At 57.0% G+C, this 13,162-nt stretch carries 9 protein-coding genes and 2 rRNA genes; all 11 read left to right on the forward strand.

Annotated elements, in window-relative coordinates; translation table 11 throughout:
• Positions 1-21 precede the first annotated feature (21 nt).
• The 11 genes from ACJO5Y_RS08070 (at position 22) to rpsI (ending at position 13,134) form a co-directional block, all read left to right on the forward strand.
• Positions 22-2,915, forward strand: a 23S ribosomal RNA gene (locus ACJO5Y_RS08070).
• 96 nt (positions 2,916-3,011) lie between these two features.
• Positions 3,012-3,126: ribosomal RNA gene (rrf, locus tag ACJO5Y_RS08075) — 5S ribosomal RNA — on the forward strand.
• A 369-nt stretch (positions 3,127-3,495) separates the two neighbouring features.
• A complete protein-coding gene (locus ACJO5Y_RS08080; protein WP_406985961.1) occupies positions 3,496-4,965 on the forward strand; it encodes an MFS transporter in 1,470 nt (489 codons plus the stop codon).
• On the forward strand, positions 4,962-6,671 hold the full coding sequence (locus ACJO5Y_RS08085; protein ID WP_406985964.1) for a bifunctional protein-serine/threonine kinase/phosphatase: 1,710 nt from the start codon (positions 4,962-4,964) through the stop codon (positions 6,669-6,671). Before ACJO5Y_RS08080 ends, ACJO5Y_RS08085 begins: the two co-directional genes overlap by 4 nt.
• 48 nt (positions 6,672-6,719) lie before the next feature.
• Entirely contained in the window at positions 6,720-8,270 is a 1,551-nt protein-coding gene (locus ACJO5Y_RS08090; RefSeq protein ID WP_406985967.1) for a 2-isopropylmalate synthase, read from the forward strand.
• Between the two features lie 36 nt (positions 8,271-8,306).
• On the forward strand, positions 8,307-9,137 hold the full coding sequence (locus ACJO5Y_RS08095; RefSeq protein ID WP_406985969.1) for a 2-isopropylmalate synthase: 831 nt from the start codon (positions 8,307-8,309) through the stop codon (positions 9,135-9,137).
• Positions 9,134-9,619, forward strand: coding sequence for a ribosomal protein S18-alanine N-acetyltransferase (gene rimI / locus ACJO5Y_RS08100; protein WP_406985972.1), 486 nt, complete (start codon positions 9,134-9,136; stop codon positions 9,617-9,619). The genes ACJO5Y_RS08095 and rimI overlap by 4 nt, the downstream gene beginning before the upstream one ends.
• Positions 9,620-9,722: 103 nt before the next feature.
• Entirely contained in the window at positions 9,723-11,303 is a 1,581-nt protein-coding gene (prfC, locus tag ACJO5Y_RS08105) for a peptide chain release factor 3 (protein WP_406985974.1), read from the forward strand.
• A gap of 15 nt (positions 11,304-11,318) precedes the next feature.
• Complete coding sequence (locus tag ACJO5Y_RS08110; RefSeq protein WP_406985975.1) at positions 11,319-12,095, forward strand: TatD family hydrolase; 777 nt, start codon at positions 11,319-11,321, stop codon at positions 12,093-12,095.
• A 205-nt stretch (positions 12,096-12,300) separates the two neighbouring features.
• Positions 12,301-12,729, forward strand: a complete 429-nt coding sequence (gene rplM / locus ACJO5Y_RS08115) for a 50S ribosomal protein L13 (RefSeq protein WP_012139003.1) — start codon at positions 12,301-12,303, stop codon at positions 12,727-12,729.
• A 12-nt stretch (positions 12,730-12,741) separates the two neighbouring features.
• On the forward strand, positions 12,742-13,134 hold the full coding sequence (gene rpsI / locus ACJO5Y_RS08120; RefSeq protein ID WP_012139002.1) for a 30S ribosomal protein S9: 393 nt from the start codon (positions 12,742-12,744) through the stop codon (positions 13,132-13,134).
• Positions 13,135-13,162 lie beyond the last annotated feature (28 nt).

The raw sequence follows: 13,162 nt of genomic DNA on the forward strand, positions 1-13,162 counted from the left end.
TCAGTTGTCTTGGGGTTATATAGTCAAGCAACTAAGCGCATACGGTGGATGCCTTGGCAGTCAGAGGCGATGAAAGACGTGGAAGCCTGCGATAAGGTTCGGGGAGCTGGCAAACGAGCTGTGATCCGGACATCTCTGAATGGGGAAACCCACCGACTTTCGGGTCGGTACCGTGCGGTGAATACATAGCCGTACGGGGCGAACTCGGGGAACTGAAACATCTAAGTACCCGAAGGAAAAGAAATCAACCGAGATTCCCTCAGTAGCGGCGAGCGAACGGGGACCAGCCCTTAAGCTGGACAACTGGTAGGAGAAGGCCCTGGAAAGAGCCGCCATAGTGGGTGATAGCCCCGTATCCGAAACCTGAGTCCAGTGAAATCGAGTAGGACGGGACACGAGACATCCTGTCTGAACATGGGGGGACCATCCTCCAAGGCTAAATACTCCTGACTGACCGATAGTGAACCAGTACCGTGAGGGAAAGGCGAAAAGAACCCCTGTGAGGGGAGTGAAATAGATCCTGAAACCGTATGCGTACAAGCAGTCGGAGCGGACTTGTTCCGTGACGGCGTACCTTTTGTATAATGGGTCAGCGACTTATGTTCAGTGGCGAGGTTAACCGTATAGGGGAGCCGTAGGGAAACCGAGTCTGAATAGGGCGATTTAGTCGCTGGGCATAGACCCGAAACCGGGCGATCTATCCATGAGCAGGTTGAAGGTTGAGTAACATCAACTGGAGGACCGAACCCACTGTCGTTGAAAAGCCAGGGGATGACTTGTGGATCGGAGTGAAAGGCTAATCAAGCCCGGAGATAGCTGGTTCTCCCCGAAAGCTATTTAGGTAGCGCCTCGGACGAATACCACAGGGGGTAGAGCACTGTTTCGGCTAGGGGGTCATCCCGACTTACCAACCCGATGCAAACTCCGAATACCTGTGAGTACTATCCGGGAGACACACGGTGGGTGCTAACGTCCATCGTGAAGAGGGAAACAACCCAGACCGCCAGCTAAGGTCCCCAAGTACCAGTTAAGTGGGAAACGATGTGGGAAGGCTCAGACAGCTAGGAGGTTGGCTTAGAAGCAGCCATCCTTTAAAGAAAGCGTAATAGCTCACTAGTCGAGTCGGCCTGCGCGGAAGATGTAACGGGGCTCAAACTGGTCACCGAAGCTGCGGCTGCATACTTTGTATGCGGGGTAGGGGAGCGTTCTGTAAGCCTGCGAAGGTGTGTTGAGAAGCATGCTGGAGGTATCAGAAGTGCGAATGCTGACATGAGTAACGACAATGGGAGTGAAAAACTCCCACGCCGGAAGACCAAGGGTTCCTGCGCAACGCTAATCGGCGCAGGGTGAGTCGGCCCCTAAGGCGAGACCGAAAGGTGTAGTCGATGGGAAACGGGTTAATATTCCCGTACCTTGGATCACTGCGATGGAGAGACGGAGAAGGCTAGGTGAGCCGGGCGACGGTTGTCCCGGTTTAAGCGAGTAGGGAGAGGACTTAGGCAAATCCGGGTCCTCAATCCTGAGACGCGACGACGACTGCTCATGCGAGCGGGAAGTCATTGATGCCCTGCTTCCAGGAAAATCTTCTAAGCTTCAGGTGATTCGAGACCGTACCCCAAACCGACACAGGTGGTCAGGTAGAGAATACCAAGGCGCTTGAGAGAACTCGGGTAAAGGAACTAGGCAAAATGGTGCCGTAACTTCGGGAGAAGGCACGCCGGTATGTACGTGAAGCCCCTGCGGGTGGAGCGGAAGCCGGTCGAAGATACCAGGCCCCTGCGACTGTTTATTAAAAACACAGCACTGTGCTAACACGAAAGTGGACGTATACGGTGTGACGCCTGCCCGGTGCCGGAAGGTTAATTGATGGGGTTAGCATTCGTGCGAAGCTCTTGATCGAAGCCCCGGTAAACGGCGGCCGTAACTATAACGGTCCTAAGGTAGCGAAATTCCTTGTCGGGTAAGTTCCGACCTGCACGAATGGCGTAACGATGGGGGCGCTGTCTCTACCCGAGACTCAGTGAAATTGAAATCGCCGTGAAGATGCGGTGTATCCGCGGCTAGACGGAAAGACCCCGTGAACCTTTACTATAGCTTCACAGTGAACTTTGAGCATGTTTGTGTAGGATAGCTGGGAGGCTTTGAAGCGAGAACGCCAGTTCTCGTGGAGCCAACCTTGAAATACCAGCCTGACATGTTTGAGGTTCTAACTTGGTCCCCTGATCGGGGATGAGGACACTGTGTGGTGGGTAGTTTGACTGGGGCGGTCTCCTCCCAAAGCGTAACGGAGGAGCACAAAGGTGGGCTAAGCACGGTCGGACATCGTGCGGTTAGTGTAATGGCACAAGCCCGCTTAACTGCGAGACAGACACGTCGAGCAGGTACGAAAGTAGGTCATAGTGATCCGGTGGTTCTGTATGGAAGGGCCATCGCTCAACGGATAAAAGGTACTCCGGGGATAACAGGCTGATACCGCCCAAGAGTTCACATCGACGGCGGTGTTTGGCACCTCGATGTCGGCTCATCACATCCTGGGGCTGAAGCCGGTCCCAAGGGTATGGCTGTTCGCCATTTAAAGTGGTACGCGAGCTGGGTTTAGAACGTCGTGAGACAGTTCGGTCCCTATCTGCCGTGGACGTTGGAGATTTGAGGAAAGCTGCTCCTAGTACGAGAGGACCGGAGTGGACGAACCGCTGGTGTTCGGGTTGTGTCGCCAGACGCATTGCCCGGTAGCTATGTTCGGACAGGATAACCGCTGAAAGCATCTAAGCGGGAAGCCCCTTCCAAGATGAGATCTCCCTGGACCCTTGAGGTCCCTGAAGAGCCGTTCAAGACCAGGACGTTGATAGGTCGGGTGTGTAAGCGCTGCGAGGCGTTGAGCTAACCGATACTAATTGCTCGTGAGGCTTGACTATATAACACCCAAGACAATTGCGGATAACGCAACGAAATCGATATCACAGTCGAAAGACACACGTTCCATCTCGTCCACCCAGTGATCAACCGTTTTGCCTGACGACCATAGCGGTCTGGAACCACCTGATCCCATCCCGAACTCAGAAGTGAAACAGACCTGCGCCGATGGTAGTGTGGCGTTGCCCATGTGAGAGTAGGTCATCGTCAGGCTCCTAAATAAAACAGCCCCGACAGCGTATGCTGCCGGGGCTTTTTTATGCCCGAAAGAAAAGTTCATCCAGCTGCCACATTCCGGTGCGTCCCATGTGTGCGTCGCCTTCCTATAGTGCGTTCTTAGTGACTCCTGCCCGGCCATTGGGTTGTAGGGTGTTGATTAATATAACAAATACATCTGTGGAATGTATCTTGCTGTAGTTCCGGTGAACAATTCCCCATCAGGCAATCGGCAACGGCGCCGTCGCATGAAGTCACCCGGTGTCGACCAGGTCGGTTCCTGATCCAGATCAGTTTCCCTCGTTGGTATCTGTAGGCTTCATTCAACCCGGTGGGACCATTTGCCAGGTTTTGACAGGATCAGCCATGACGGATACAGCTTTTCGCTTCTTTTCCTATGCCGGAAAAATCAAGGTGCTCCACCTCAGTTGGGTGGCCTTTTTTATCAGCTTTCTGGTGTGGTTTAACCACGCACCGCTGATGTCTGCAATCCGCGAGCAGTTTGGCCTCAGTGCAGCGGAGGTCAATACACTGCTGTTGCTCAATGTGGCACTGACTATACCGGCACGCATCCTGATCGGTATGCTGGTTGACGGGCTCGGACCGCGTAAGGTTTACAGTCTGGTGTTGGTCATCTCAGGTGTTCTGTGTGTAGCGTTTGCGTTGTCGACCACCTTTGAACAGTTGGCTTTTACCCGCTTCCTGCTGGGGTTTGTCGGTGCCGGATTCGTGGTCGGGATTCGCTTGATCAGCGAGTGGTTCCCGGCCCGGGAACTGGGGCTGGCCGAGGGTATTTACGGAGGCTGGGGAAATTTTGGTGCTGCCTTTGCTGGTCTGTCACTGCCCGCCCTGGCGCTCTGGTATGGGGGCGATGATGGTTGGCGCTGGGCCATAGGTACAACCGGTGTTATTGCCATCCTGTATGCAGCAGTGTTCTACCATCAGGTCAGGGACACGCCCAAGGGCTCTACCTATTTCAAACCCAAGCGCGGCGGCGCCATGGAAGTGACCAGTCGGGGGGATTTTATTCTCTATGTGGTCATGAACCTGCCATTGTTCCTGGCTCTCGGATTAATCGTCTGGCAATTGGGCCCGCAAAAGCTGGGCATGCTGGGCACGGTAACAACCTACGTTTTATACAGTGTCATTCTGCTGATGCTGGTGGTGCAGGTTGTCCGTATCTGGCAAATCAACGGCCATGTATTCCAGCGCCCGGTGCCGGCTTTTGACCGCTACCCTTTCAAGCAGGTGGCGCTTCTGAATCTGGTTTACATGGCCAGCTTTGGTTCCGAGCTTGCCGTGGTGTCCATGCTGCCACTGTACTTCCTGGATACCTTTGATATTTCACCGGTACTGGCCGGTATGTTGGGTGGCAGTTTTGCACTGATGAACCTGTTTGGTCGTCCGGGCGGCGGATACCTTGCCGATCGGTTTGGCCGCAAGTTCATTACTCTGGTGATGTTGGCAGGTATTGCCCTGGGCTATTTGTTGATGGCGCAGATCGATAGCCATTGGCCATTGCCGGTAGCTGTGGCCCTGGTTCTGTTCTGTTCTGTGTTTGTGCAGGGAGGCTGCGGCGCGGTGTATGCTTCCGTACCGCTGGTCAAGCGCCGGTTGACCGGGCAGGTGGCCGGTATGGCCGGAGCCTATGGCAACGTTGGTGGTGTGGTGTTCCTGGTGGTTTTGGCGATGGTGACGCCCAAGGTGTTTTTCCTGGTGCTGGGTGGGATAGCTGTGGTGATCATGGCGATGGTGATGATCTTCATGGATGAGCCCAGCCCGCAGACGAGCGAAGTTATGCCGGATGGTTCCGTACGGATGATTGATGTGACATGAGCCCGCAATTGCACCTGCGAATCGGCCAACACAGCTCGGCCGGTCGCAAGGAGACCAACGAAGATAGCCTGGGCGTCTGTTATCCGGAGGGTGAGGCGCTTGCTTTGAAGGGGGTTGTGGCGGTTGTTGCTGACGGCGTCAGTGCTTCCGAGTCCGGGCGCGAGGCGGCTGAGGCATGCGTCAAGGGCGTATTGCACGATTACTACAGCACCCCCGACTCCTGGTCGGTGGAAACGTCAGTCGGGCGGGTGCTCGGAGCCCTGAACCGGTGGTTGCATGGCCGGGGACACCGCAGTCATGGTGATGCCAGGGGCATGGTATGCACCTGTAGCCTGGTGGTGGTCAAGAATAATCGTGCCTACGTGTTCCATGTGGGGGACAGCCGTGTCTATCTGTACCGTGACGGACGGCTGGAGTGCCTGACTCGCGACCATCACGTTCTGCTGGGATCTGACAGAACGGCCTTGTCCCGTGCCATGGGCGTGGAACTCAACGTCGAAATCGACATGAATCGGGTCGGTTTGCAGCCGGGAGACTGCCTGGTGCTGACCACGGATGGCGTTCATGGTTACCTGAGTGATACGGCGATGATTGAAAAGGTCCGCGACGCTCATCCGGAGGATGCTGCCAGGGCCCTGGTAGAGGCGGCCATGGAGCAGGGCAGTCCGGATAACCTGAGCGCTCAGGTGTTGGTGGTGGACAGACTGCCAGAGGAAGATATCGAGGCCCATTACGAACGTCTGCTAGCCTTGCCGTTTCCGCCGCCCCTGGAGCCCGGTCAACGTCTTGATGGCTATCGCATCGTTCGGGAGATTCATGCCAGCAGCCGAACCCAGGTGTATCTCGCGGAGTCGCAGGAGAGCGGGGAGCTGGTGGCCATGAAAACGCCTTCGCCCAATTTTGTCGATGATGCAGCCTACATTGATCGCTTCCTTACCGAATCCTGGGTGGCAAATCGGATTCAGAGCCCGCATATCGTGCGTTTTCTTGATCCCCCCCAGAATCGCCAATGCCTCTATTGCCTGACCGAATTCATTGAAGGTCAGACCTTGCGCGAGTGGATGAATGATAACCCCATGCCCGCTCCGGCTGTGGTGAGGGGTATGGTACGGCAGGTGGTGTCCGGACTGCGTGCACTGCATCGCCTGGAAATGGTGCATCAGGACCTGAAGCCGGAAAATCTGGTGATCGACCAGCAAGGCACCATCAAAATCATAGATTTGGGTGCGGTCCGTATCCGGGGTATCGAGCAGATCGACGTGCCCTGGGGGCATGATGCGCGCCTGGGTACGGAAAGCTATGCCGCACCTGAATGTCTGGAGGGGGAGTTGGCCACTGCCGCCTCCGATCGGTACTCCCTGGGAGTGATTGCCTATGAGCTGTTAACCGGTCGCCTCCCGTACGACAAGCCCCCAAGGCCGTCCAGTCGGCATAAGCTGGTCTATCGGAGCGCCCGGGAGGTTAACCCGGATTTGCCGGTATGGCTGGATGCCTGCCTGCAGAAGGCCGTGGCTTTGAAGCCGGACGCCCGGTATTCCGCCTTGTCGGAGTTCCTGAGGGATCTTGAGTTCCCGAATCCTTCTCTCGCACCTTCCACCCGTGGCCCTCTGGTGGAACGTGTTTCATCCAAGGACTGGCGTTTTATCGCGGCCCTGTCACTGATGCTCAATCTGGTCTTGCTGGCTGCCCTGCTGCTCGATTACTAATGGTATACTCTCCCGACACGATAACGTTCCGTTGCCATGGAGAATCAAATGCCGGTCCAAGATCACCTGGTCATTTTTGATACCACCCTGAGGGATGGCGAGCAGAGCCCTGGCGCTACCATGACCAAGGCAGAGAAGCTGCGTATTGCCAAGGTACTGGAGAAGCTTCGGGTGGACGTCATCGAGGCCGGCTTCCCCATTGCCAGTCAAGGCGATTTTGACGCGGTAAAGTCCATTGCAGAGGCCATCAAGGATTCCACCGTTTGCGGCCTGGCACGTGCGACAGACGGCGACATAGACCGCGCAGCCGAAGCCATACAGCCCGCGCAAAGCGGTCGTATTCACACCTTTATCGCGACTTCCCCGATTCACATGAAGCACAAGCTGCAGCTGCAGCCGGACGAAGTCGTAGAGCAGGCTGTCCGGGCGGTGAAACGGGCCCGTGGCCATGTCGACGATGTTGAATTCTCCTGTGAGGATGCCGGTCGCTCCGAGCTGGATTTCCTGTGCCGCATCATTGAGGCGGCCATTGATGCCGGTGCCCGCACGATCAATATTCCCGACACCGTTGGTTACGCCATCCCGGAACAGTTCGGGGAAACCATCCATCAGTTGCTGAACCGTATTCCCAATGCTGACAAGGCGGTATTTTCCGTGCATTGCCACAACGACCTGGGCCTGGCTGTAGCCAACTCGCTGGCCGCAGTCAGTCGGGGCGCGCGCCAGGTTGAATGTACGATCAACGGTCTCGGTGAGCGGGCAGGGAATGCTTCGCTGGAGGAAATTGTCATGGCGGTGCGTACCCGCCAGGATTTGTTCTCCATCGATACCCGCATCGACACCCAACACATTGTCCCGGCCTCCCGGTTGGTTTCGACCATTACCGGCTTCCCGGTGCAACCCAACAAAGCGATTGTTGGTGCCAACGCCTTTGCCCATGAATCCGGCATCCATCAGGATGGCGTGCTCAAGCATCGTGAAACCTACGAAATCATGCGGGCCCAGGACGTCGGCTGGCACACCAACAGTCTGGTCCTGGGCAAGCACTCCGGGCGAAATGCGTTCCGCACCCGCCTGCTTGAACTGGGTATCCAGTTTGAGACAGAGACCGAGCTTAACGAAGCCTTCACCCGCTTCAAGGCACTGGCGGATCTTAAGCACGAGATTTTTGACGAGGATCTGCAGGCAATTGCCAGCGACACTCGGCAAAAAGAGGAAGAAGGCCGGTTCGGGCTGGTGTGCATGCAGGTATGTTCGGAAACCGGCGTCGTCCCCAGGGCCAGCCTCACGTTGCTGATGGACGGCAGGGAGCACAAGGTTGAAGCCGAGGGTAGTGGGCCGGTGGATGCCACCTTCAAGGCGATAGAATCCCTGGTAGACTCCGGCTGTAATCTGCAGCTGTATTCAGTAAACAATATTACCAGTGGCACCGATGCCCAGGGCGAAGTGACGGTTCGCCTGGAGCGAGGTGGTCGGATTGTGAATGGCGTTGGCGCGGATACCGATATTATCATCGCTTCCGCCAAGGCCTATATCGAGGCCCTGAACCTGATCAGTCGGGGTGGCATTCGCCAGCACCCCCAGGTTGCCGATGTTTGATGTGTTCGATGTGAAAGTACTAACCGGGGCGTTCGGATGAGAGTGTCGGAAGCAGAGAGGCAGTTCTATCTCGGGGTCGCAGGTATCCGTACATGGTATGCCCGTGAGCCCCTGCCGGGCGCGGCTCCCAGTCCGGTTTTCGAGTTTCCCGAGGAGGTCGCGCCGCCCGCATTGGCGGCGCCAGAGACCCGCGTTGCCCCGGCGGCTGCGAAAACGTCGGCCAACAGGAAGCCTGCTCCGGAAGTGGCGGGGCGGGCTGGTGAGCGGATTGCTCATCTGCAGGCGCTGATGGCCGGAGAAAACACACCTGCGAATACCTCTGCCCCGGAAGCGACGACGGAGTCCGGGACTGACGATGTCGCGTCCCGGCAGGCATCGGCGGACGATGTGAATGAGGTGCCTGAGGAGCTGAGTCAGGCGCCATTGAAAGGAGCCGATCTGAAGGTAGCCCTCGGACTATGGGCGGTTGATGGCGCACTGTTGGTGGGAGAAATGTCGGATGACGCCAGTACCCGTCTGCAGGACTCTCTTGCCGGCAATATTCTCAAGGCCCTGGGTTATGCGGAGCAGGCGAAGACTGAGAGTCTGCAATGGCCAGTCTTTGCCAACCCGCTGGTGCCGGGGAACGGCTTCGCCGATTTTACCCGGGTGTTGAAGTCTCTGGCGGGTGAGCGCGAGGGGCGGCGGGTCATCCTGCTCGGAGTATTGCCCGGGAGTCTGCCCGCAGATCGCGATTCGTGGCTGGCCAGCACGCTGGGGCAAGTGGCCGTTGATTTCCCCCACACCCTGGCCGAGCTGGCTGCGGTGCCTTCCTACAAGCGCGCACTCTGGGAGCAACTCAAACCGTTGACAAGGTCCCGGGCGTGACCCAATCGCAATACGATCAGGTTCGCCAGAATGACCGGGTGATCCGCCCGCTGTTGCCCGACGACTTGCCGGATGTTCTGGATATCGAACTGCGGTGCTATTCCCACCCCTGGAGCGAGTCCGTGTTCCGTGACTGTTTCCGGCAGCATTACCGACTGTGGGCCTACGATTGCGGAGGCACGCTGAGCGGCTACGCGATTGTTGCGTACCTGTATGACGAAGCACACCTGCTGAACCTGTGCATTGCCCCGGACATTCGCCGGGAAGGAGCCGGTCGTCAGTTGCTGCGGCATCTGTTGGCATACGCGGCGCACGACGGGATGCAGCAGGTTATTCTCGAAGTCCGTGCGTCCAATCGCAATGCAGCGGCGCTCTACCAGTCGGAAGGGTTTCGGGTTATCGGGGAGAGGCCCGGCTATTACCCTGCGCCCGACGGGCGGGAGGACGCCATTGTCATGGCCTTCGGCTTGTCCGGCGCCTAGGGGCTATCCACGACTTTCCAGCGGCTACAGTGTTCGCGTCTGGATCTTATTCCCCCTATAATGGCGGCCTTTTCAGCGTATTTGATTCAGGTTGCTGTCCATTATGTCCACCCTTTCACAAGAAGTTTCCAAACGTCGTACCTTTGCGATCATCTCGCACCCCGACGCCGGTAAGACCACCATCACGGAAAAGGTCCTGTTGTTCGGGCAGGCGATCCAGAAAGCCGGAACCGTCAAAGGCAAGAAGTCCGGCCAGCATGCCAAGTCCGACTGGATGGAGATGGAGAAAGAGCGGGGCATCTCGGTGACCACCTCCGTGATGCAGTTCCCCTATGGCGACCGTTTGGTGAACCTGCTGGACACGCCGGGTCACGAAGACTTCTCCGAGGATACCTACCGCACGCTGACGGCGGTCGATTCCTGCCTGATGGTGATTGACAGTGCCAAGGGTGTTGAGGAACGGACCATCAAATTGATGGAGGTCACCCGTCTGCGGGATACCCCGATCCTGACGTTCATGAACAAGCTTGACCGGGATACAAGGGATCCGGTGGAGCTGATGGACGAAGTGGAGGATATCCTCAAGATCGCTTGCTCCCCGGTGACCTGGCCCATTGGCATGGGCAAGAATTTCAAGGGGGTTTACCACCTGCTGCGTGATGAGGTGATTCTGTACCAGTCGGGGCAGGGTCATATGATCCAGGAGCGTCGTGTAATTTCCGGTCTGGACAATCCGGAGCTGGATGACGTACTGGGCGCTTATGCCTCCGAGCTGCGTGATGAAATCGAACTTGTCAAAGGGGCCTCCCACGAGTTCGATCACGACGCGTTTCTCAAGGGCGAACTGACCCCGGTTTTCTTCGGGACCGCCCTGGGGAACTTCGGCGTCGACCATATGCTGGACGGGCTGGTGGAGTGGGCGCCGGCGCCGCAGCCAAGGGAGACCGATTTGCGGCCGGTGGAGCCGGCTGAAGATGTGTTTTCCGGCTTTGTCTTCAAGATCCAGGCGAACATGGACCCCCAGCACCGGGACCGGGTAGCGTTCCTGCGGATCGTGTCGGGTCGTTACAATCAGGGCATGAAGGCCCGCCATGTGCGGATTGGCAAAGAGGTGCGTTTTTCTGATGCGCTGACCTTCATGGCAGGTGATCGTGAACATGCGGAGGAAGCCTTTGCCGGGGACATTATCGGGCTTCACAATCACGGTACCATTCAGCTCGGTGACACCTTCACCTCCGGTGAGAGTATGAAGTTTACCGGTATTCCGAACTTCGCCCCGGAACTGTTCCGTCGTATCCGCCTCAAGGACCCGCTCAAGTCCAAACAATTGCAAAAAGGGCTGATCCAGCTGTCCGAGGAAGGCGCCGTCCAGGTATTCCGGCCGCTCAAGAACAACGACCTGATTGTGGGGGCCGTCGGTGTTCTGCAGTTCGATGTGGTGGTTAGTCGTCTCAAGAGTGAGTACAAGGTCGAGGCGGTGTACGAGGCGATCAATGTGGCGACCGCGCGCTGGGTAAGCAGCAGTGATGAGCGTAAACTGGACGAGTTTCAGCGCAAGAACAATGATTACCTGGCACTGGATGGCAGCGACCAGCTGGCCTACATCGCACCGACCATGGTGAACCTGCAGCTGGCCCAGGAGCGTTATCCCGACATCCAGTTCCACAAGACCCGGGAACATTAATCACGGCGGAACGCTATGGAACTGGTCGATGCCCACTGTCACTTCGATTTCCCGGAATTTGACGGGCAGCGAGAGAGGGTGCTTGACCAGGCGCGCGATGCAGGCGTTTCCCGGCTGGTGATACCCGGTGTTGATCGACAGAATTGGGAGCGGGTTATCGCGACCGCCGCCAGTTTGCCCGGCGTGTCTTATTGTCTGGGCATCCATCCGTGGTTTGTTGATGAGCACCAGCAGGACGATCTGGTCGTCCTGGAAACGTTGCTTTCAGGCCAGGACAGGCGCTGCGTAGGGCTCGGGGAGTGCGGGCTGGATCGCCTGAGGGGCGAGTTGTCCAGCCAGATTCCGTGGTTCGAGGTGCAGGTGGACCTGGCCGGTCGGCTGGGGCGTTCCCTGGTTATCCACTCGGTACGAACCCACGATGAAATCCATGGAATATTGAGGGCTCGGGGCTTTCACGGCAAAGCGCTGGTCCATGGGTTCTCAGGGAGCTATCAGCAGGCCCGCAAACTGGTGGACCTCGGGTGTTATATCGGTGTTGGTGGTGTCATTACCCATCCGCGCGCGAAGAAGACGCGAGATACGGTGGCGCGCCTGCCGCTGGAAGCTCTGGTGCTGGAGACCGATGCGCCGGACATGCCGCCGGAGGGTGTGAAGAAGGGTGCGAATTCGCCCGTTTTCCTGCCCCGGATATTCAGTGCGCTCGCAGGGCTGCGCCACGAAAACGCCGATCAGTTGGCCGAGCAGCTTAGGGATAACGCCTACCGGCTTTATGACTGGAAGCTGCAGGTGTAAGGGAATAACGAAACACCGAGCTTCGGGGTTGGCTTTCCTGTGAGGTTCGGATATACTTCGCGCCCTGGCTTTTCAAGGCGATGCCATCATCTCAGCCCCGAATGATGTCACTGCCAATCAATACAGGTACAGAACCCCTCCGGATGCCAAGCGTTTACCGGTGGTGGTTTTTAACGTTTCTTATATAGCGTTCAAGGCGGAATCAATGAAGACTCTGAGTGCGAAACCAGAAACAGTAACACGTGACTGGTACGTTGTAGACGCAGCCGGCAAGACGCTGGGTCGTCTGTCAACCGAAATCGCCCGTCGTCTGCGGGGCAAGCATAAGCCTGAGTATACCCCTCATGTAGACACTGGCGATTACATCGTTGTTATCAACGCAAGCCAGGTCCGGGTTACCGGGAAAAAAGCATCTGCAAAGATGTACTACAGCCACACTGGCTTTCCGGGTGGAATCAAGTCCATCAACTTCGAGAAGCTGGTCGACAAGGCTCCTGAGCAAATCATTCAGAAGTCTGTCAAAGGCATGCTTCCGAGTGGTCCGCTCGGCCGCGCCATGTTCAAGAAGCTGAAAATCTATGCCGGCGCTGAGCATCCTCACGCAGCCCAGCAGCCCAAAGAACTCGACATTTAACGGAAGGCGGATATGTCTGTAGCACAAAATTACGGTACTGGTCGCCGCAAGACATCCACGGCTCGGGTTTTCATCAAGCCGGGAAGCGGTAACATCTCAATCAACGGTCGCTCCATCGAAGATTTCTTCGGTCGTGAGACCCTGCGCATGATCGTTCGTCAGCCGCTGGTTGTTGCTGAGTCTACTGATCGTTTTGACATCAACATCACTGTTAAAGGTGGTGGTATCAGTGGCCAGGCAGGTGCAATTCGCCACGGCCTGACTCGTGCCCTGATGGATTACGATGAGACTCTGCGCCCGGCGCTGCGTCAAGCGGGTTACGTTACCCGTGATGCGCGTGAAGTTGAGCGTAAGAAAGTGGGTCTGCGCAAGGCGCGTAAGCGTCCTCAGTTCTCCAAGCGTTAATTTCGCTGGAGCATTGCAGCAGTCCAGA

Source organism: Marinobacter alkalisoli, from assembly GCF_045449855.1.
Lineage (GTDB): Bacteria > Pseudomonadota > Gammaproteobacteria > Pseudomonadales > Oleiphilaceae > Marinobacter.

Bases quoted from the DNA above. Each gene is read 5' to 3' on its own strand.
- ACJO5Y_RS08085 (WP_406985964.1), top strand. From the start codon at position 4,962: ATGAGCCCGCAATTGCACCTGCGAATCGGCCAACACAGCTCGGCCGGT.
- rplM (WP_012139003.1), top strand. From the start codon at position 12,301: ATGAAGACTCTGAGTGCGAAACCAGAAACAGTAACACGTGACTGGTAC.
- rpsI (WP_012139002.1), top strand. From the start codon at position 12,742: ATGTCTGTAGCACAAAATTACGGTACTGGTCGCCGCAAGACATCCACG.
- prfC (WP_406985974.1), top strand. From the start codon at position 9,723: ATGTCCACCCTTTCACAAGAAGTTTCCAAACGTCGTACCTTTGCGATC.
- ACJO5Y_RS08080 (WP_406985961.1), top strand. From the start codon at position 3,496: ATGACGGATACAGCTTTTCGCTTCTTTTCCTATGCCGGAAAAATCAAG.
- ACJO5Y_RS08095 (WP_406985969.1), top strand. From the start codon at position 8,307: ATGAGAGTGTCGGAAGCAGAGAGGCAGTTCTATCTCGGGGTCGCAGGT.
- ACJO5Y_RS08110 (WP_406985975.1), top strand. From the start codon at position 11,319: ATGGAACTGGTCGATGCCCACTGTCACTTCGATTTCCCGGAATTTGAC.
- ACJO5Y_RS08090 (WP_406985967.1), top strand. From the start codon at position 6,720: ATGCCGGTCCAAGATCACCTGGTCATTTTTGATACCACCCTGAGGGAT.